This window comes from Streptomyces sp. NPDC048392 (assembly GCF_043200575.1).
Taxonomy (GTDB): domain Bacteria; phylum Actinomycetota; class Actinomycetes; order Streptomycetales; family Streptomycetaceae; genus Streptomyces.
The window spans coordinates 46460-65974 of record NZ_JBICYB010000007.1; the positions used below are offsets into that span (position 1 = coordinate 46460).

14 protein-coding genes and 1 pseudogene are annotated in these 19515 nt (G+C 72.6%); 6 read left to right on the plus strand and 9 right to left on the minus strand.

Annotated elements, in window-relative coordinates; genetic code table 11:
• The first annotated feature begins 186 nt into the window (after positions 1 to 186).
• Positions 187 to 1356: a lactate 2-monooxygenase gene (locus tag ACGFYH_RS12825; protein WP_393803161.1), complete on the plus strand. Its 1170-nt coding sequence runs from the start codon at positions 187 to 189 to the stop codon at positions 1354 to 1356.
• 61 nt (positions 1357 to 1417) lie between these two features.
• Here ACGFYH_RS12825 and ACGFYH_RS12830 read toward each other — a convergent pair whose 3' ends face one another.
• From ACGFYH_RS12830 to ACGFYH_RS12840, 3 genes are all read right to left on the minus strand, one after another.
• Positions 1418 to 3025, minus strand: coding sequence for an RICIN domain-containing protein (locus ACGFYH_RS12830; protein ID WP_393803162.1), 1608 nt, complete (start codon positions 3023 to 3025; stop codon positions 1418 to 1420).
• Between the two features lie 329 nt (positions 3026 to 3354).
• The gene (locus ACGFYH_RS12835; protein ID WP_393803163.1) at positions 3355 to 5598 is read right to left on the minus strand and encodes a glycoside hydrolase family 9 protein; all 2244 of its coding nucleotides are present in this window, start codon (positions 5596 to 5598) and stop codon (positions 3355 to 3357) included.
• Between the two features lie 164 nt (positions 5599 to 5762).
• Positions 5763 to 8849 (minus strand): glycoside hydrolase family 2 TIM barrel-domain containing protein, encoded by a 3087-nt coding sequence (locus ACGFYH_RS12840; protein ID WP_393803164.1) that lies wholly within the window; start codon positions 8847 to 8849, stop codon positions 5763 to 5765.
• A gap of 255 nt (positions 8850 to 9104) precedes the next feature.
• Between ACGFYH_RS12840 and ACGFYH_RS12845 the strand changes: the two genes are divergently transcribed.
• A complete protein-coding gene (locus tag ACGFYH_RS12845) occupies positions 9105 to 11486 on the plus strand; it encodes a SpoIIE family protein phosphatase (RefSeq protein ID WP_393803165.1) in 2382 nt (793 codons plus the stop codon).
• A gap of 190 nt (positions 11487 to 11676) precedes the next feature.
• A complete protein-coding gene (locus ACGFYH_RS12850; RefSeq protein ID WP_393803166.1) occupies positions 11677 to 12339 on the plus strand; it encodes a DUF4232 domain-containing protein in 663 nt (220 codons plus the stop codon).
• Positions 12340 to 12402: 63 nt separating this feature from the next.
• On the opposite strand, the pseudogene ACGFYH_RS12855 reads toward ACGFYH_RS12850, so the two are convergent.
• The 4 genes and pseudogenes from ACGFYH_RS12855 to ACGFYH_RS12870 form a co-directional block, all read right to left on the minus strand.
• Positions 12403 to 13368 (minus strand): annotated as a pseudogene (locus tag ACGFYH_RS12855) (aldo/keto reductase); the annotation flags it as partial.
• 77 nt (positions 13369 to 13445) lie between these two features.
• Positions 13446 to 13994: a flavoprotein gene (locus tag ACGFYH_RS12860; protein WP_393803167.1), complete on the minus strand. Its 549-nt coding sequence runs from the start codon at positions 13992 to 13994 to the stop codon at positions 13446 to 13448.
• Positions 13995 to 14091: 97 nt separating this feature from the next.
• Positions 14092 to 14292: a ferredoxin gene (locus ACGFYH_RS12865; RefSeq protein ID WP_393803168.1), complete on the minus strand. Its 201-nt coding sequence runs from the start codon at positions 14290 to 14292 to the stop codon at positions 14092 to 14094.
• Between the two features lie 12 nt (positions 14293 to 14304).
• Complete coding sequence (locus ACGFYH_RS12870) at positions 14305 to 15555, minus strand: cytochrome P450 (RefSeq protein ID WP_393803339.1); 1251 nt, start codon at positions 15553 to 15555, stop codon at positions 14305 to 14307.
• 443 nt (positions 15556 to 15998) lie between these two features.
• Here ACGFYH_RS12870 and ACGFYH_RS12875 point away from each other — a divergent pair, with 443 nt between their 5' ends.
• Entirely contained in the window at positions 15999 to 16448 is a 450-nt protein-coding gene (locus ACGFYH_RS12875; RefSeq protein ID WP_393803169.1) for a nitroreductase family deazaflavin-dependent oxidoreductase, read from the plus strand.
• 64 nt (positions 16449 to 16512) lie between these two features.
• Here ACGFYH_RS12875 and ACGFYH_RS12880 read toward each other — a convergent pair whose 3' ends face one another.
• Positions 16513 to 17433 carry a cation diffusion facilitator family transporter gene (locus ACGFYH_RS12880; RefSeq protein ID WP_393803340.1) on the minus strand — a complete coding sequence of 307 codons (921 nt, stop codon included), beginning with the start codon at positions 17431 to 17433 and terminating at the stop codon, positions 16513 to 16515.
• Positions 17434 to 17653: 220 nt separating this feature from the next.
• Here ACGFYH_RS12880 and ACGFYH_RS12885 point away from each other — a divergent pair, with 220 nt between their 5' ends.
• Positions 17654 to 18679, plus strand: coding sequence for a glutathione S-transferase family protein (locus ACGFYH_RS12885; RefSeq protein ID WP_393803170.1), 1026 nt, complete (start codon positions 17654 to 17656; stop codon positions 18677 to 18679).
• Between the two features lie 48 nt (positions 18680 to 18727).
• Positions 18728 to 19039, plus strand: a complete 312-nt coding sequence (locus ACGFYH_RS12890; protein WP_393803171.1) for a DUF4235 domain-containing protein — start codon at positions 18728 to 18730, stop codon at positions 19037 to 19039.
• Between the two features lie 48 nt (positions 19040 to 19087).
• Here the strand turns inward: ACGFYH_RS12890 and ACGFYH_RS12895 are convergent, their stop codons facing one another.
• A complete protein-coding gene (locus ACGFYH_RS12895) occupies positions 19088 to 19480 on the minus strand; it encodes a VOC family protein (protein ID WP_393803172.1) in 393 nt (130 codons plus the stop codon).
• Between the last annotated feature and the right edge of the window lie 35 nt (positions 19481 to 19515).

Consider the following 19515-nt stretch of genomic DNA (forward strand, 5'->3'; position numbering starts at 1 on the left):
CCAAGTCCGGAACGGGGCGGTTCTTGATCGATTATTGAGATCCGAACTGGCCGAATGGCGTGATCCGTTCGTTTGCCAATAGGCCTGAAACACCCCTGAAACAGCCCCGGCCCCGGCGGGGGGCCCGGGCATACCCGCGGGTATGGTGCTGGCGGCGCGAGCTCGACGACGAGAGGCGGATCCGGGATGCCGAAGCACTGGGCGGACTTCCAGTACGAGATCTATCTGAACGGCATGACGGGTGCGGTGCCGCGGCTGCCCACCGACCTGACCCGGCTCGAGGAGCTGACCGAGCAGCGCCTGGGCCCCGGTCCGGTCGGCTACGTCGCGGGCAGCGCGGGTGACGGCAGCACCGCCCGCGCCAACCGGGCGGCACTGGACCGGCGCCGGATCGTTCCGCGCATGCTGCGGGACGTGCACGACCGCGACCTGCGTGTCGAGGTGCTGGGCCGCCCACTGCCCGCTCCGCTGGCCCTGGCGCCGGTGGGCGTCCTGTCGATCATGCATCCGGACGCGGAGAGCGCCGCCGCCCGGGCCGCCGCCGCGCAGGGCGTGCCGTACATCCTGTCCTCCGCCTCCAGCACGCCCATGGAGCAGGTCGCCGAGGCGATGGGCGACGCCGAGCGCTGGTTCCAGCTGTACTGGCCGAAGGACCGCGAGGTGGCGCGCAGCTTCCTGGGCCGCGCCGGGGCGGCCGGGTACACGGCGCTGTTCGTCACACTGGACACGCCGCTGCTGTCCTGGCGCCCGCGCGACCTCGACCAGGCGTACCTGCCGTTCCTGCACGGGATCGGCACCGCCAACTACTTCTCGGACCCGGCCTTCCGGGCCGGTCTCGCGAAGCCGGTGCACGAGGACCCGAACGCGGCGGTGACGCATTTCGTCGGGATGTTCTCCGACCCCGGCAAGTCCTGGCCCGACCTGGCGTTCCTGCGGGAGAACTGGGACGGGCCGATCGTGCTCAAGGGCGTGCTGCACCCGGACGACGCCCGGCTCGCCGCCGACGCGGGCATGGACGGCGTGGTCGTCTCCAACCACGGCGGGCGTCAGGTGGCGGGTTCCGTCGCGGCGGCCGACGCCCTGCCGCGCGTGGTGGAGGCGGTCGGCGACCGGCTGACCGTGCTGTTCGACAGCGGCGTGCGCACCGGTGACGACGTCTTCAAGGCCCTCGCCCTCGGCGCGCGGGCGGTGCTCCTGGGCCGCCCCTATGTCTACGGACTCGCCCTGGACGGCCAGGCGGGCGTCGAGCACGTGATCCGCTGCCTGCTCGCCGAACTCGATCTCACCCTGGCCCTGTCCGGGCACGCCTCACCGGCCACGCCGGGGGCCGCGGACCTCGTGGAGGACCCGGCGTGACCGGCCGGTGGCGCGGGGCTCCGCGCCGCCGAGGGCGCCGGCCGGTGGCTCGGCGGCCCCCTCAGTCGCCGGACAGCTCCACGGCCCGCGCGCCCGGGGCGTCGGTACGGGCGATCGACAGCGAACCCTCCGCCGTCGGCACCGGGTCGGTGCGCCAGCGCTGGTCCTCGGAGCCGTCGTGCACCTTGACGACGATGTCGGCGTCCGGGTCACCTGTGGTGGTGGCGAGCGCGAGCAGCTCCTGTCCGCGCGGCACCAGCTCCCCGCGGCCGGTCAGCTCGTAGCGCACGTCGTCGCCCCGCTCGGTGCCCTCGTCGGCGCAGGTACCGAGAACGACGACTCCGGCGTCCGCCCGCGAGTCCAGACACAGCCCCGGGTCGGCGACGCTGCGCAGCAGCCCGTCGTCCTCGTAGGTCCACTGCTGGGTCCACGCCTGCGAGCACGCCGCCAGCCGGGCGGCCGCCCCGGCCTTCGGCTCGCCCCGGACGTCGAGACAGAGGTTCGCGGCGGCGTTGCGCAGCCGCGTCCGGTCCGCCGACGTGGGCAGCCCGGCCGCACCGGGCGGTTTGGGGCGGCTCGTCGCGGACGTCTCGCCGTCGCCGTCGACGGCGCTGGTGGAAGCGGCCGGATCGGCGCCGCCGCCGTCGTAGGACCACACGCTCACCACGAGGGCGATGGCCAGCACTCCGGCCGACGCGGCGCCGAACTGTCTGAGCAGCGACCGGCCGGAGCGCGGCCGGCGCGGCATCCCGCGCACGGGCACGGGAATCCGGGCCAGCAGCCCGGGGCGCCCGCCGCGGTGCCGGGCGGCGCCCTTGGCCAGCGCGCCCAGCGTCGCACGGGCCGGACGCGAGTCGAGATAGCGCCGGGCGCCCCAGCCGAGTACGGCCTCAGCGATCAGCGTGCCCAACTCGCCCTCGAAATGACCGAGTTGATCGGCCGCGTGCCGGCAGTGGCGGCAGTCCGCCAGGTGTTTGCGGACATCCGGCAGCAGGGCGCCGCCCCGGCGGATCGGGACGTCGATCAGTCGGCCGTGGAAGCGGCAGTCCTGGCTCGGCGCGAGCTGCCTGTGGGCGTGCAGACAACCCTCGCGGAATTTCTCACGCGCTTGTTCGAGGGTGGCCGACGCGGTGTCGGTATCCATGCCGAGCAGACCGGCCGGGACGCTTATGGGCTCGCCTTCGACCTCCGTGTGCCACAGCAAACAACGGGCCGGTCCGGGAAGAGACGCGAATGCCCGGGCGGCCAGCGTGCGGTTTTCCGGAGTCAGGGACTTCGCCGCCCGCATACCACGTCCGCCGGCAGGTTTGAGCAACTGCGGGAGAACGCCGGATATAGCGTCGTCGGCGGCCCACTGGCGGACCGTGTCGCGTACGGCCACCAGCAGTCGCGGACGCAGCGCGGTGGCCGGTTCGCCCTGGGCCAGGCGGGCCAGCACCCGGTGCCAGGCGGCGGCGGTGACCATGGCGGTGACCTGGGCCGAGGTGGCGAGACAGATGGTCGCGTAGTCGTGCGCGGGCTGCCAGTGGCGGGCCATCAGCAGCGCGGCGACCTGGGCGGCCTCGCTCTCCGGGCCGTCCCGGAGCCGCGCGGCCAGCAACTCGTCGGACTCCCCGGGGTTCCCGCCGCAGGGCGGGTGAGCGGGTCGAGGGGGGTGGGGGGTGGGCACTGAGATGTTTCCTTCCCACGCGCAGGTGACTCAGAAGTTCCGATCGCCGAAAAGGACCCACGGATTGGTATGTACCTCTTGGCACAGTGTGGGGAGCGTGAATTCGCCATGGCGAAATCGGACCCGGTCCGTCAAAGCGCGTGCGAGACCCGGCCTTTACCCCCCGCACGGGTGCTTCACTCTCGCACAACCCACTCATGGTCAACAAGGCGACCGGACAACATCGGCCGCCTTTGAAAGAAGGTCAGATTTCCGGGCATCCCAAGAGGGCCGCACCGGCATTCCGCTTTCTTCCGCGGAGGCGGCGCGGCCCTCGGGGGCGGCGGAGCTCAGCCCTGGTCCGCCACGAAGGAGGCCATCCGGGCCAGTGCGGCGTTCCAGTTGATGGTGTGCTCATTGGTCGACCAGGACTGGATGTCGTCGATGAAGCAGAACTGACCGACGCACCCCTGGAGTCTGCTCTGCGCGTAGGGGTCCTGGATGCTCGAGTTCGGACCGCCGGACAGGGTGCCGTCCGGCGGCGCGGGCAGCGCCGGGTCGAGCTGCTGGGCGTACCAGCGGCTGTGCTGGTGGTGGGCGTCGGCCTCCCCGTAGCCGGTGACGTACGACATGTTCAGCGCGTTTCGGCCCAGGATGTAGTCCATGCTCTGGAGGGCGCCGTCCCGGTACCTGGAGCCGCCGGTGATGTCGTAGGCGGTGGCGAGGACGACCGCGTTGTTGAGGACCTGGTGGTTGGAACCCCAGTCGTAGACGTTCCCGTCGGGGGCGTAGGGCATGCCGTACGGGTGTGTCCTCACCGTGGCCAGGTAGCCGTCGGCGCCCCGGACGACGGAGCGGCGGACCTCGTCCCGGCCGGGGAGCCGGTTCGGGACGGTCGCCAGGTCCAGCCGGGCGGCGGCCGCGGTGCGTGCCCAGTCGAAGCCGGTCGGGCCGAAGATGTCGGCGGTGTGAACCGGGGAGTCCAGCACGTACTCCTTGAAGTCCCGCTCCCCCGTCGTCAGGTACAGCTCGGCCGCGGCCCAGTAGAACTCGTCGGCGACCTCGCTGTCGGGGTAGGCGCCGCCGCCGACGCCGTCGCTCTCGTCGGCGAGCAGGTCCGGGTGGGCGAGCGCCGCCGCCCAGGCGGTACGGGCCGCGCCGAGCGCCTTCGCGGCGAACTCCCGGTCGTAGGGGCGGTACAGGCGGGCGGCCTGGGCCGCCGTCGCCGCCAGGTTGAGGGTCGCGGCGGTGGTCGGCGGGTGCAGCTCGCGCTTCTGGGGATCGTCGCTGGGCAGCAGCGGCAGCCCCGTCCACTGCTCGTCGTGGATCTTGTGGTGGGCCATTCCGGCCAGCGGCTGACCCCGGGGCACCTGCATCTTCAGCAGGAAGTCCAGCTCCCAGCGGGCCTCGTCGAGGATGTCGGGCACCTTGTTGCCGCTCTCGGGGATGCCGAGGGTGCCGTCGCCGAGCTTCGAGGGCTCCCCGGTGCGGGCGTGCAGCGAGCGCTCGTAGGTGCTGAGCAGCTCCCAGGTGGAGATGCCGCCGTTGACGACGTACTTGCCGTGGTCGCCCGCGTCGTACCAGCCGCCGGAGACGTCGAGGGTGTAGTCGCACACGCCGGGCTGGCAGGGCACCTCGGTGTCGCCCTGGTTGGGTGCCGTGCCCACGTGTCCGGCGGGGCGTCCGTAGCCGGGGCGCAGTTCGTCGCTGATGGCGATGCCGCTGCGCTGCGTGTAGTAGTACTTCGCGGAGTCCAGGCGCAGCCGCTCGTAGGCGGCCGTGCCGATGTCGAACGGGCGGCTGGTCTCGCCGTCGGCGACCAGCGTGTAGCCCTCGCCGCGCTTCCCGAAGCGGCCGAAGTCGATCGAGTGGACGTTCTGCCCGGAGGAGGCGTCGACGCCGCGCGGCACGCTCCGGCCGTGGGCGACGACCCGGCCCGCGCCGTTCTTCAGCCGCCAGGGCAGGCGGGTGGTCGCGTCGGTGACGAGCGTGGCGTTCTTCGGCCCGGACGGCAGGTAGGCGACCTGGTTGACCCGCACCCGCGGCCCGGTGTCCGGCACGTACGGCTCGGGTGCCACGCCGCCCAGCAGCGACACGTCGTCCACGCAGAACCGCCAGGCGTCGGGCGTGCCGCCGAGCTGGAAGCCGACCTGGCCCTGCGTGGTGTCGACGGGTGAGGTGAAGGTGTACGCGTAGGTGTCGCCGGAGACGCTCAGCTGCGGGCTGACCTCGTAGTATGTGTCGTACGGGGCCACCGACAGGCCGACGATCGCCCGGACCACGTGGCCGGCGGGTGTACCGGTGGCGGTGAAGGAGAACTTGTACGACTCCCCCGCGACCAGGGTGACGTCGTTCTGTCCGACGGCGGCGTCCCAGCGGTTGGCGGTGCCGCCGGGGGCGTCGGCGCACAGGCGCCCGTCGGTCACGGCGGCGCTGACGTTGCTGCTCGTCCACCAGGATTCGGTGCCGTTGTCGAAGGTGCCGTTCCTGACCTGCTCGGTCTCCTCCGCGCCGGCCGGGGCCGCGGGCAGCGCGGTGACGGCCGCCGCCAGCAGGGCCGTCAGGGAGACGAGCGCGGTTCTGCGTTTTTTCACGTCCGGGCTCCTCGGGGGAGATGGCGCTCACCGTGATGGGAGCGCTCCCAAATGCGGTCGCAGGCCATGCTTGTGGCAGACATGACATGCCGTCAACGGTCCGGACGGGACCGGTTTCCCGCTCCGGTCCCGTCCGGTCCTCGTGCGGGCCGCCCCGCGCCGGCTCAGGCGGCGGGCGCCTCCAGGCGGCTGACGCGGAACGCGCCGCGCGCCTCACCGGGGTGGCGGCTGGTCAGCGTGAGGCGGACCCGGGAGCCCCGCAGCGGGTCGAAGGTGATGACCGTGGGCGTGTCGGAGACCGTGGCCCAGTCGGTCTCCGTCCCCTCGGCCGCGCGCCAGGCGCGGCCGTCCCAGACGGCGACCTCGACGGTCGCGGGCAGGCTGTGCCCGCCGTCCACGGTGAAGGAGACCTCGATCCGGTCGTAGGTACGCGAGCGCCCGTGGTCGACCGAGACCCAGTCCTCGGCGCGGGCGCCGTCGAAGGCGGGCAGCAGGGCGGTGGCCGCCTTGCGGAAGCCGTTGGACCAGCCGGTGGCCGGGTCGCCGTCGAGCATGGCGGCGGGGAGGGTGTCGGGCCGGCCGGAGTAGCTCGCGTCCGCGTGCGGGTGGTCCACGGCCGCCGGGTGCCCGGGGAGGAACTCCCGGGCGGGTGCGGTCGCCCGGTCCGGGGCCCGCCGGGTGCGCACCGCCGCCGTGTCCGTGCGCAGCCCGTCCGCGCGGGCCGTCACCCGCACCACGCCGGGCCGGGTGCCGGACCGGACGATCGCGAGCGCCCTGCCGTGGAAGGCGGTGCGGGTACTCGCCTGGTAGCGCTCGGCGCTCTCCTGGCGGCCGTTGTCGAGTCCGGCGAGGGAACCGCCCGCGACGTCGAAGGAGATCAGGTGCTCGGCGCCGGGCACCACCACGCCGCGCCTGTCGACCACCTCGGCGGTCACGAAGACCAGGGAGCGGCCGTCGGCGGCGACGCTCCCGCGGTCCGGGGTGAGGCGCAGGGCGTGCGCCTCACCGGCGGTGCGCAGGACGTCGGTGGCCACCGCCCTGCCGCCCCGCCGGGCGACGGCCTTCAGCTCGCCCGCCTCGAAGGGCACCTTCCAGGTCAGGTGCAGCTTGCCCGCGCTGCCGCCCGGGCTGGTGTAACTGCCGGGGTAGGGGCCGTCGGTGAAGGTCTTGTCGTCGCCGGTGGCCTCGGTGGTCTCCAGGTACGTCCGGCCGTCGACGGTCTTCTTGGTGTCGAAGCGGCGGACGCCGAGGGACTTACCGTTCAGGTACAGCTCGACGGTGTCGACGTTGGCGTGCGCCCAGACCTCCACCGTGTCGCCCTCCCGGTGGTTCCACGTGGCCGGGAGGAGGTGGACCATCGGCTCGTCCGTCCACTGGCTGCGGAAGAGGTGGTACATGTCCTTCGGGAAACCGGCCGTGTCGACCGCGCCGAAGAAGGACGTCTTCACCGGGAAGACGTCGTACGGCGTGGGTTCCCCGATGTAGTCGATGCCGGACCACAGGAACTGACCGGCGAACCACTTGCGGTCCCGGTCCTTCTTGTGGCCGTACTCGCCGCTCATCGTCCAGGAGGCGAGGTTGTTGTCGTAGGACGAGGTGGCGCGCCTGCCCGGTGTGTGGTTCTCGCCGGTGTTCAGGTGCTCCGGCTCCTGGTAGGTGCCGCGCGCGGAGGTCTCGGACGACGACTCGGACTCGAAGAGGAACAGGTGCGGATAGGCCGCGTGCAGGTCGTCCACGGACTTGGCGGTGTTGTAGTTGAGGCCGAGTCCGTCGAGCTTGGCCAGCATCAGGTCGGCCGCGGACCCCCTGGCGGGCATCCGGCGGTACTTGTCGGAGCCGATGATCAGCGGACGGGTGTCGTCGGCGGCCCGGATGGCGTCGATGATCCGGTCGGCCATGGCGAGTCCCGCGGTGGCGGTGGAGTCGGGGACCTCGTTGCCGATGGACCACATGACGACGGCGGGCGAGTTGCGGGCCGCGAGCACCATCTCGGTGGCGTCCTTCTCGCACCACTCGTCGAAGAACCGGCCGTAGTCGTATCGGTTCTTGCCGGTGCGCCAGCAGTCGAAGGCCTCCACCAGCATGATGATGCCCATCTCCTCGCAGACCTCGGTCATTTCGGGCGAGGGCGGGTTGTGGGAGGTGCGGAAGGCGTTGACGCCCATCGACTTCATGATCGTCATCTGGCGGCGGATCGCGTCGATGCTGACGGCGGCGCCGAGCGCGCCGAGGTCGTGGTGCAGGTCGACGCCCTTGATCTTGGCGTGCCTGCCGTTGAGGTGGAAGCCCTCGTCGGGGTCGACGTGGAAGGTGCGGATGCCGAACCGGGTGCGGTAGGTGTCCACGGTCCGGCCGCCGACGCGCAGTTCGGTGTGCAGGGTGTAGCGGTGCGGGGTCGCGAAGTCCCAGATCCTCGGGCGGGCGACGGTGAGTTCGTGGATCTCGGCCACCGCGCCGGTGACCTGGGTCCGGGAGTCGGTGCGGGCCACGGTACGGCCTTCCGCGTCCTTGACCGTCGACCGGATCCCGACCTCGCGCGCGGTGCCCGAGGCGTTCACCACCGACGTCTCCACGCGCACGACGGCGCTGTCCTCGCTCACCCGCGGCGTGGTGACGTACGTGCCCCAGCGCCGTACGTGCACCGGTTCGGTGACGACGAGGCGGGCCTCGCGGTAGATGCCGCTGCCGGAGTACCAGCGGCTGCTCGGCAGCCGGTTGCGCACCTGGACCGCGAGGACGTTCTCGGTGCGGCCGTCGGTGTGCACCAGGCCGGTGAGGTCGAGGGCGAATCCGGTGTAGCCGTAGGGGTGGTGGCCGATCTCCCGGCCGTTGCAGTGGACGCGGGAGTCCATGTAGACGCCGTCGAACTCGACCGCGATCCGCTTCCCGGCGAACGCGGGCGGCAGCGTGAAGGCGAGCCGGTACCAGCCGAGGCCGCCCGGCAGGAACCCGGTTCCGCCGGCGGTGCCGTGCTCGGTGGTGGGCGTCTGCTCGATGCTCCAGTCGTGCGGGACGGCGACCTCCCGCCACGCCGAGTCGTCGTGAGCGGGGTCGGCGGCGTCCGTGGAGTCCTCGGCGGCTCCGTCGGGGTCGACCAGCCGGAAGCGCCAGCCGTTCCGCAGGGGGACCGTGCTGCGGCCCGCGGCACCGCCGGTCGCCTCCGCGGCCCACGCGGACGGGGTGGCGAGCGTCATCCCGGCCGCGGGCGTGGCGGCGGAGGCGATCAGAACCGATCTGCGCGTGACCGTCATGACGGATCTCCCTCATCGGAACTCAGAAGTACTCACAAGTAATCGTGAACAAACAGATTCTGACGTCGAGCCATACGTGCTCGTCAAGGCCACGGAAAGCTCTTTCTGTCTTGGGTCGCCCGGGCAGCCCCGCGGCACGCACGGGGCGTGCTCCCCGGGTCCGGTGGGTTCGGGTCCGCACGCCGCCCGGACCCACTAGTCTGGGAAGAAGGTGACGCGCTGATCACTGTGGGTGTGCGCAATGGAGTGGCGACGATGAGTCCGGTGAACCCGTTCGACGATGCCGCCACGGCCCGCGTCGTCGTCGACGAGTCCGGCACCTTGCGGGAGTGGAACGAGGGTGCCCGACTGCTGCTCGGCCACCGGGCCGCCGAGATCGTGGGGCGCCCCGCCGCCGACCTGCTCGCCGACGGCCGGGGCGGCAAGCCACCCGGGCGCGACGACGCACAGTGGAGCGGCACCCTGGCACTGCGGCACCGCGACGGGCACACCGTGTCGGTGTGGGTGCTCGCACACCTCAGACCGGCGACGGACGACACCCCGGGCACATGGCTCGCCGTCACCCCGCTGGAACCGGCCCCAGAAGCGGCGGACGACCCGCTGTTCAGAGCGGCCCTCACCCAGTCCCCCTGCGCCATGATGATCTTCGACGACCGGCTCCTGCTGCGCGGGGTCAACGACGCGATGGCGCGGCTGGTGGGGCTCCCGCCCGACCGCGTGCGCGGCCTGCGGGCCACCGACATCAGCGGCCGGCCGCAGAACGCGGAGCTGGAACGGCAGATGCGGCGGGTGCTGGCCTCCGGCCGCCGGCACGACATGCAGACCCACCTCAGGGCCGTGGGCGAGAGCCGCGCCCACGCGTGGAGCGCCCGGATCGCGCCGCTCACCGACGCCGACGGTCAGGTGTGCGGCGTGTGTGTGAGCGCCCACGACTTCACGGAGCAGCACCGCGCCCGGGAACGGCTGCAACTGGTCAACGAGGCCAGCGTGCGCATCGGCAGCACCCTCGACGTCACCCGCACCGCGCAGGAGCTGGCGGACGTGTGCGTGCCCGCGCTCGCCGACTTCGTCAGCGTAGACCTGCTGGACCCGCGCGAAGACGGCGGTGAGCCCGCCACCGTGGCCGGACCACCGGTCGGCCTGCGCCGGACGGCCCACGCGTCGGTCACCGCCGACTGCCCGCAGGCGGTGGCCGAAACCGGGCAGCTGGACGTCTACCCGGCCGGCTCCCCCCAGGCCGAGTGTCTGCTCTCGGGACAGGCGATCGTGGCCGCGGAGGCCCACGGCGACCTCGAGCGCTGGATGGAGTGGGACCCCGCCCGCCTCGGGCGGGTGAAGGAGTACGGCGTTCACTCCACGATGTCGGTGCCGCTCCAGGCCCGCGGCACCACCCTGGGGGTCGCGGTCTTCACCCGGTTCCGGCGTCCCGACCCGTTCACGCACGACGACGTCCTGCTGGCCGAGGAAGTCAGCGCCCGCGCGGCCGTCTGCGTCGACAACGCCCGCCGCTACTCCCGCGAGCGCGAGGCCACGCTCACCCTGCAGCGCAGCCTGCTGCCCCGGTGGCTGCCGTCCACCGCCGCGGTGCAGGCGGCATCCCGTTATCTTCCGGCGGCCCGTTCGGGCGTCGGCGGTGACTGGTTCGACGTCATCCCGCTGTCCGGGATGCGGGTCGCCATGGTCGTCGGGGACGTCGTGGGCCACGGCATCCAGGCCTCGGCCACCATGGGCCGGCTGCGTACCGCCGTGCGCACCCTCGCCGACATCGACCTGACGCCCGAGGAGCTGCTCACCCACCTCGACGACCTGGTCGTACGGCTTTCCGAGGAGTCCGGTGACGACCGCGCGGGCGAGGTCGGGGCGAGCTGTCTGTACGTGGTGTACGACCCGGTGTCGCGGCACTGCGCCATGGCCCGGGCCGGGCATCCGGCGCCGGTGCTGGTCCCGCCGGACGGCGCGCCCCGGCAGGTCGAGCTGCCCTCCGGGCCACCGCTGGGCGTGGGCGGGCTGCCGTTCGAGTCGGCCGAGATGGAGCTGCGCGAGGGCAGTGTGCTGGCGCTCTACACCGATGGGCTGGTCGAGGGCCGGGACCGGGACGCCGACGCCGGCCGGGCGCTGCTGCGCGAGGCGCTCGCCGCCCCCGCCGACTCCCTGGACACCACCTGCGACCGCGTCCTGCGCACGCTCCTCCCGTCGGGCGGCGCCGCGGACGACGTGGCCCTGCTGCTGGCCCGGACCCTGGGACTGCCCGCCGGGCAGGTCACCACCTGGGACATCCCCGCCGACCCGTCGCTGGTCGCCCCGGTGCGCAAGCAGGTCATCGAACAACTGTCCAGGTGGGATCTGCTGGAGGCGACCTTCACCGCCGAGCTGGTCGTGAGCGAGCTGGTCACCAACGCGATCCGGTACGGTTCCCCGCCCATCCGGCTCCGGCTCATCCACGACACGACCACGCTGATCTGTGAGGTCTCCGACACCAGCCACACCGCGCCGCATCTGCGCCGGGCCAGGACCTGGGACGAGGGCGGGCGCGGCCTGCTGCTGGTGGCCCAGCTCACCCAGCGCTGGGGCAGCCGGCACACGACCGAGGGCAAGACGATCTGGGCGGAGCTGGGCCTGCTCGACGACGAGGAGTGAGCCCCTCGTCCCGGTGGGCGCGGTGAGGAACGCCCGCCTTCTTCCGGCGAGAGGTGCGCCCTTCACCCGGACGAGGAGTCCGCTCCCCGTTTTCCCGGCCCCGCGGCGGGACACTCGACAGGGCAGGGCGTACGGTGCCGGTCACGCCGGGGCCGTACGCGAACCCGACGGGAGTGTGGAGAAATAACCGATGGCGAACACGTCCCAGCCGGTGCGCCGGACGGCCCTGCTCGCGAGCGCGGTCGCGCTCCTCGGCCTGTTGACCGCCTGCGGCAACGAGGGCGCCACGTCGAGCGGCACCGAGCGGCCGAGCGAATCCGCCCCCACGTCCGACGATCCCGGCAGCGGCACCGCGACGCCCACCGACACCGCGCCGGCGGTCGGTGCCGCGCCCAGCGACACCGCGGGGTCGGCCTCGGCCTCGGCCCGCGCCGACGGCCGCTGCCACACCTCCGAGCTGCGGGCCGCCGTCGGCCGCGTGAGTCCGGGGGCCGGCCAGCGCAACTTCCCCGTCGTACTGACCAACACGTCCGACCGCACCTGCACCATGTACGGCTATCCGGGCGCAGCCTTCGTGGACGCGTCCGGCGAGCAACTGGGCCCGGACCCCGAGCGCACGCCCGCATCCCCGCAGACGGTGACGCTGGCGCCGGGCAAGAGCGCGTGGTCCGGGCTGTCGTTCTCCAGCCCGCAGATCAGCGGCGCCCGCACGGCCACTCCGGCGGCGCTGCTCGTCACCCCGCCCGACGAGCGGGAGCCCCTCAAGGTGAAGTGGACGGCCGGCGAGGTCCCGGTGGGCGGCAACGAGTCGTCGGTGTCCGTCACCGCCCTGGACGCGGGCACGGGCCCCTGAGGCCGGTCCGCGCCGGTGCCGGTCCGCACGGGCCGGTCCTGCGGGGCTCCGGTCCCGTGCTCGGTGACCGGCGATCGGGTGCGGCGCGCAGGGCCGCTCCAGCTCCTCGGTCTCCTTCTCACTGAGCGGCAGGTCGACCGCCGCCACGGCTTCCTCGAGGTGGCCGGGCTTCGAGGCGCCGACGATCGGCGCGGTCACCGTGTCCTGATGCAGCAGACATGCCAGGGCCACCTGGGCGCGTGGGACTCCGCGTTCACCGGCGATGCGGGTGACGGCCTCGCCCACGGCACGGTCGCCCTCCTGGCAGAGGGTGCCGCCGAAGTCGTCGCGGACGCTGCGCTCGGTGGCGGTGTCCCAGTCGCGGGTGAGGCGCCCGGGGGCGAGCGGGCTCCAGGGCAGCACGCCGACGCCCTGGTCCGCGCAGAGGGGCAGCGTCTCGCGCTCCTCCTCGCGGTAGACGAGGTTGTAGTGGTCCCGCATGGACACGAATGTCGTCCAGCCGTGCCGCTCGGCGGTGTACTGGGCCTTGGAGAACTGCCAGGCGTACGTCGAACCGGCCCCGATGTAGCGGACCTTGCCCGCCTTGACCAGGTCGTGCAGGGCCTCCATCGTCTCCTCGACCGGAGTGTGCGGGTCGAAGCGGTGGAGCTGGTGGAGGCCGACGTAGTCGGTGCCCAGGCGCCGCAGGCTGTGCTCGATCTCCGTCATGATCACCTTGCGGGAGAGTCCCCCGCCGTTCGGACCGGGCCGCATCCGGCCGCGCACCTTGGTCGCGAGCACGATGTCGTCCCGGCGGGCGAAGTCGCGCAGCGCCTTGCCGACGATCTCCTCGCTGGTGCCGTCGGGGTAGACGTTGGCCGTGTCGAAGAAGGTGACGCCTGCCTCCAGCGCCTGCCGGATCAGCGGGCGCGAGGCCTCCTCGCCGAGGGTCCACTCGTGTGTGCCGCGCTCGGGAACGCCGTAGGTCATGCAGCCCCGGCAGACCCGGAACACGTCCAGGCCCGTCGAACCGAGCTTCACGTACCGCATCGTTGCCGCACCTGTCTGCGGGATCATCGGTACCAGGGCGAGCGTGCGTCTTCGCGCGGGCTCGGACGCCGGCGGTGTCAGTGCCGTTCGAGCAGGTCCAGGGCCCGTTCCCAGCCGAATTCCGGGCGGCCGCCTCCCTCCCCCGCGTCCCCTGCGTACGGGTCGCCGAAGCGCACGCCCATCCCGCGCAGCCGGGCCAGGCTCTCCCGGTACGCGGGGTGGGACGCCAGGGCGTCGGAGACGCACGGCAGCACGGCGACCGGGACGCCGGCGCCGCAGGCTTCGCACAGGGTGGCCACGGCGAGGGTGTCGGCCAGCCCGGCGGCCCACTTGTTGACCGTGTTGCAGGTGGCGGGCGCGACCACGACGGCGTCCGGTGCGGGGAACGGCCGCGGATCACCCGGGCGGCGCCAGGCCGAGCGTATGGGGCGGGCCGTCAGTGTCTCGACGGCAGCCGGGTCGAAGAAGCCGCTCATGGCGACGGGCGTCGCGAAGGCGCCCACCTCCCAGCCGCGTCGCCGCGCCGCGGTGATCAGCCTGCCGACGTCGCGGGCCACACCGGCGGCGCAGACGACGACGTAGAGGAAGGGTTTTCCGGAGTTGGCGGTGACGGCCTGTTCGCTCACCCGGAAACCCTACTCAACCGGGCGGTCCGACCGGCTCGTGCGGTGGTGCGCGGGCCGCCCTCCACGCTCGCGCCGCCGCGCGGCGGTGTGCCCGGTGTCAGCCCACCCGTTCCGACACGGTGATGGCTCCCACGGGGCAGGCCCGGGCCGCCTCCCGCACCAGCGGGCTGCCGCCGCCGTCCTCCCGCCCTGGTCGGATCGTGCTGTAGCCGTCGTCGTCCTGCGTGAACACGTCGGGAGCGGTCAGGGCGCACTGGCCCGCGCCGACGCAGGTGTCCTTCTCGATACCGATATGCATGTCCGGACTCTCCTACCAGGCCACGGGGAGTTCCAGCATCCCCTGGATCGTGTCGCCGGGCTTGAAGGGGATCTCGTCCGCCGGAGCGGCCAGGCGCAGCGTGGGCAGCCGGTCGAAGAGGGTCTGCAGGGCGATCTCCAGTTCCGCGCGGGCCAGGTTCTGCCCGAGGCACTGGTGGATGCCGAAGCCGAAAGCGACATGGTGGCGGGCCGGGCGGTGCCAGTCGAGGGCGTCCGGCTCGGGGTAGACGGTCTCGTCGCGGTTGATGACGGAGGTCGAGAAGACGACCCCGTCGCCGGCCCGGATGGTCTGCCCGTCCACCTCGATGTCCTCGGTGGCCATCCGCAGCAGCCCGTCCGCGATCGACAGGACGCGCATCAGCTCCTCCACGGCGCCGGGCAGCAGCGTGGCGTCCTCGCGCAGTTCGGCCAGCCGCCGGGGGTTGGTCAGGAGGGTGTAGGTGCCCAGCGAGATCATGTTGGCGGTGGTCTCGTGACCGGCGACCAGCAGGATCACCGCGAAGGCGATCAGCTGTTCGCGGTCGGTCGCGCCCTCGCTCAGCTGCTGCCGGACCAGGTCGTCCAGCAGGCCGTCGCCGGGTGCCTTCCGCTTGCGGTCGACCAGCTCCCCCAGATACGCCTCCAGCCGGTCGCGGGCGTCGCGGGTGTCGGCGGGCAGGGGGCCGCGCAGCAGCCGGCGGGACTGCTCCTCGAAGAAGTCGTGGTCGGCGTAGGGGACCCCGAGCAGCGCGCAGATCACCATCGAGGGCACGGGCAGCGCGAAGGCCGTCACCAGATCGGCGGGCGGGCCCTGCGCGATCATCGCGTCGAGCCGTTCGTCCACGATCCGCTGGATGTGCGGGCGCAGTGCGGCGGCGCGCTTGAGGGTGAACTCCGGGAGCACCATCTTGCGCTGGGCGCGGTGTTCGGGGTCGTCCACGCCGAGCAGGGCGGTCCTGCGTCCGCGTACGGCGGCCAGCCGCGCCGAGGTGGCGGGGAAGCCGTCGCGGTTGCGGTCGGTCGACAGGCGCTGGTCGGCCAGCAGCCGGCGGGCGGCGGTGTGCCCGGTCACCAGCCAGGCCGGGCGGCCGTCGAAGAGCGTGACCCGGGCCAGCGGCCGGACGGCGCGCAGCGGGTCGTAGGCGGCGGGCGGGTGGTAGGGACAGGTCCGGTCCTGCGGGAAGGCGACGGGCCGCGCCGTGTCCCTGTCCGTCGGGGTGTTGTCGGCGTCCGTCGCCGTCGTGGCGTCGGTGTCCGTCGCCATCGTGGCGTCGGCGTCCGTGGTGTCGGTGTCCGTGGTGTCGGTGTCCGTGGTGTCGGTGTCCGTCATGGAAGACCTCGTAGACGAAGAGTGCGTCTTACCGATCTTCATTAGATGCCTCGGGCATCTATAGGACGACACCAAGTTCGGCCAGATCCGTGCCGGGGGCAGACTGGCCGGGGTGCACCGGGTCGGGGACGTCACGTCCCGTCCGTGCGGCCGGGCGTGCGGCGGGAGTGGCGCGATCGGGCCCTCCCGCGGCCCCGGCCGCCCGCCGGAACTGGCCGAGCGGGCGGTGTGGCGGCCGTCGACCGGACCCGCCGGGTCCGGATGTCCGCGCGGCCACGGGGGGCGAGGGGCAGGATGCGGTAAGGATGGTTACGCGCCGGCCGGTGGTGCCCACCGGCCGGCAGGCCGTAGGACGCGACGATGGGACGGATGCACACATGCCTCTTGACGGCGAGTACGAGCCCAGCCCGACGCAGTGGGTGCGCGAACAGGTGGAGCTGTACGAGAGCTCGGGCGGGACCAAGGGCACGACCCTGAGGGACACCGGCCTGCCCGTGATCGTGCTGACCACCCGGGGCGCGCGGAGCGGCAGGCTGCGCAAGACGCCGCTGATGCGCGTCGAGCACGAGGGCCGCTATGCGGCGGTCGCCTCCCTGGGCGGGGCTCCCAAGCACCCGGTCTGGTACTTCAACGTGACCGCCGATCCCCGGGTGGAGCTGCAGGACGGCCCCGTGAAGCGGGACATGACGGCCCGTGAGGTCACGGGCGCGGAGAAGGCCGAGTGGTGGGAGCGCGCGGTCGCGGCGTTCCCGCCGTACGCCGAGTACCAGGAGAAGACGGACCGGGAGATCCCCGTCTTCGTCCTGGAGCCCTCCGACGGGAGCTGAAGCCCGCGCGGAAGGTCCGCCCCGACCGGCGCGCATGGACCGGTGTGTGCCGGGAACACGCCGTTCAGGCCCCGCCGCGTTCCCCCGTCGCGGCGGGGCTTTGCGCTGCCTCCCGCGCGAGCCGGTCCGTGACGTCGAGGAAGACCTGCTGAGCCTCCGGAACGGTGCTCGCGATCGACCTCTTGATGCGCACGGCGACCTCCTCCACCCGCTCGCTGTCCAGCCCCGGCACCAGGTCGATGCATGCGGCCACCAGGGTGGAGTCGAGGCCGGTCTTCATGGTGAACAGCGCCTCGACGCTGTCGATCTCCGGCTGGGCACCCAGCAGGGCGCGGATCCGGCCGCTGGCCTCGGGGTCGGCGGCCTCTCCGATCAGCTGGTCGCGGGCCTCGCGGCCCAGCCGGTAGGCCACGAAGACGAGCAGGGCTCCGATCGCGAGCGAGGCGCAGGCCTCCCACACCACCTGCCCGGTGACCATGTGCAGCACCATGCCGCCCATGGCGAGGGTGACGCCGAGCACCGCGGTGCCGTCCTCGGCGACGACCGTGCGCAGCGCCGGATCACGCAGCCCCTCGGCCATCCCGCCCTGGCCCCGGACCTGGTGCAGGGCCCGCAGCAGCGAGCCGCCCTCGGCCAGCAGGGCGACACCGAGGACGATCAGTCCGGCCACGTAGCCGCTCAGCTCCTCCTGGGCGCCCGTGCGCAGGGCCTCGACACCCTGGAAGAAGGAGAAGCAGCCGCCCATGACGAAGATGCCGACGGCCGCGAGGAGCGACCAGAAGAACCGCTCCTTGCCGTAGCCGAAGGGGTGCCTCCGGTCGGCGGGGCGGCGGCTGCGGCGCAGGGCGGCGAGGAGGAAGATCTCGTTCATGCTGTCCGCCACCGAGTGTGCCGCCTCCGACAGCAGTGCGGGCGATCCCGCGAGGAACCCGCCGACCGCCTTGGCGACGGCGATCACCAGGTTGGCCGCCAGGGCCACCAGCACGGTGACGCGTGTCCTGCGGTCGGCTTTCGAGTCCTGCTTCTCTTCCTCGGCTGTCTCAGTCACGAGGGCCCGACTGCCCCTGCCGGCGCGACTCACACCCGCCTTGCGGGTGGCCACCAGTGCCGATGGCCGAAATCGGGGAACGCCTCTACAAGGGCACCGGTACGAGGCCACACGGACAGACGGATTTGCGGACAGACGGACGGCGGAAGGCAGGGCCATGAGCGGTGACGACGGGACGGCCGGGAACAGCGGCTATGGGAAGAAGGCGTTCAAACGGTCCCGCAGCCACTTCGCGGACCGGATCACGGCGGACGGCCGGGACGGCTGGCCGGTGGAGGCCGGCCGCTACCGGCTGGTGGTGAGCCGCGCCTGTCCATGGGCCGGCCGGGCCCTGGTCTCACGGCGGCTGCTCGGTCTGGAGGACGCTCTGTCCCTGGCGGTCACCGATCCGGTCCAGGACGACCGCAGCTGGCGGTTCACGCTGGACCCGGACGGACGTGACCCGGTCCTCGGCATCCGCTACCTCAGCGAGGCCTATGACCGGCGGGAGACGGGCTATCCGGGCGGGGTGAGCGTGCCCGCGGTCGTGGACGTGCCCGGCGGGGCGCTCGTCACCAACGACTACCAGCAGATCACGCTCGACCTCGCGACCGAGTGGACCTCCCTGCACCGGCCGGGTGCGCCCGACCTGTATCCGCAGGCACTGCGAGACGAGATCGACGACGTGATGGCGGGGGTCTACGAGGACGTCAACAACGGCGTGTACCGGGCGGGCTTCGCCACGGGCCAGGAGGAGTACGAGGCCGCGTGCGCGGGTGTGTTCCGGCGGCTGGAGCAGCTGACGCCCCGGCTGGAACGCCGGCGCTATCTGGTCGGTGACACGCTCACCGAGGCGGACATCCGGCTGTTCACGACGCTGGTCCGCTTCGACGCGGTCTACCACGGTCACTTCAAGTGCAACCGCTGGAAGCTGACGGAGAACCCGGTGCTGTGGGGGTACGCCCGCGATCTGTTCCAGACGCCCGGATTCGGGGACACCGTCGACTTCGACCACATCAAGCGGCACTACTACCAGGTGCACACCGGCATCAACCCGACCGGCATCGTGCCCTTGGGCCCTGACCTCTCCGGCTGGCTCACCCCCCACCACCGGCAGGAGCTGGGCGGCCGTCCGTTCGGCGACGGCACCCCGCCGGGACCGGTCCGGGCCGACGAGGAGGTACCGGTGCGGGGCAGGCCCTGACCGGGACGCACTACGACTACTCAGCGCACACCAGGCAAGGAGATCCTCATGGCGAAGAACAAGAAGAACAAGAAGAACAAGCTCCCTCTCGCCTACAAGCCCGTCGGGTTCGCGCTCGGCTGGCTGGGCGGCACGCTGGCCGGGATGGCGTTCCAGAAGACCTGGAAGCTGGTCCGGCACGAGGACGACGCGCCCGACGCCCTGGACCCGGACCGCGGCTGGGGCGAGATCCTGCTGGCCGCCGCGATCCAGGGCGCCATCTTCGCCGCGGTGCGCAGCGCCGTGGACCGGACGGGTGCCAAGGCCGTCGAACGCTCGACCGGTGTCTGGCCGGTCGGTGAGAAGGGCGGCCGGGACTGACCGCACCGGAGGCCCGGCCCCTCCCCCACCGCCGACGGCACCCGAGCGCTAGCCTTGCTTGGGTGCCGTCGGCGCGGTACGGCGCAGCGTGAACGAGTGGCCCGCCGGGTCGGCGTAGCCACGCTCCTCGTGCACGCCGAGTGCGTCCTTCGCGTCCACGGGACGCCCACCGAGTTCGACGACGCCGCGTTCCGCCTCGTCCAGTTCGTCCACCCAGAAGTCCAGGTGGGCCTGGAGGGAGTTCTCGGGCCGCGGCCAGCTGGGCGGGGTGGCGTTGACGTCCCGCCGGAATGCCATGCGGAAGCCGTCGGCCGACCTGATCTCGATCCGGTTGGCCGTCGCCTCCGTCTCTTCCGCGCCCAGCAGCCGCTTGTAGAACTCGGCGAGCTTCTCGGGCTCGGCGCAGTCCAGCACCACGACGCCCGTGTTGACCAGTGCCATGTCTCCTCCGAAGGGTTCTGGGCGCGAGGCGATCG

Excerpts from the sequence above, each read along its gene's own strand:
- ACGFYH_RS12865 (WP_393803168.1), bottom strand. The coding sequence starts at position 14,292 with ATGCATATCGGTATCGAGAAGGACACCTGCGTCGGCGCGGGCCAGTGC.
- ACGFYH_RS12825 (WP_393803161.1), top strand. The coding sequence starts at position 187 with ATGCCGAAGCACTGGGCGGACTTCCAGTACGAGATCTATCTGAACGGC.
- ACGFYH_RS12875 (WP_393803169.1), top strand. The coding sequence starts at position 15,999 with ATGCCTCTTGACGGCGAGTACGAGCCCAGCCCGACGCAGTGGGTGCGC.
- ACGFYH_RS12890 (WP_393803171.1), top strand. The coding sequence starts at position 18,728 with ATGGCGAAGAACAAGAAGAACAAGAAGAACAAGCTCCCTCTCGCCTAC.
- ACGFYH_RS12895 (WP_393803172.1), bottom strand. The coding sequence starts at position 19,480 with ATGGCACTGGTCAACACGGGCGTCGTGGTGCTGGACTGCGCCGAGCCC.
- ACGFYH_RS12850 (WP_393803166.1), top strand. The coding sequence starts at position 11,677 with ATGGCGAACACGTCCCAGCCGGTGCGCCGGACGGCCCTGCTCGCGAGC.
- ACGFYH_RS12840 (WP_393803164.1), bottom strand. The coding sequence starts at position 8,849 with ATGACGGTCACGCGCAGATCGGTTCTGATCGCCTCCGCCGCCACGCCC.
- ACGFYH_RS12845 (WP_393803165.1), top strand. The coding sequence starts at position 9,105 with ATGAGTCCGGTGAACCCGTTCGACGATGCCGCCACGGCCCGCGTCGTC.
- ACGFYH_RS12870 (WP_393803339.1), bottom strand. The coding sequence starts at position 15,555 with ATGGCGACGGACACCGACGCCACGACGGCGACGGACGCCGACAACACC.
- ACGFYH_RS12885 (WP_393803170.1), top strand. The coding sequence starts at position 17,654 with ATGAGCGGTGACGACGGGACGGCCGGGAACAGCGGCTATGGGAAGAAG.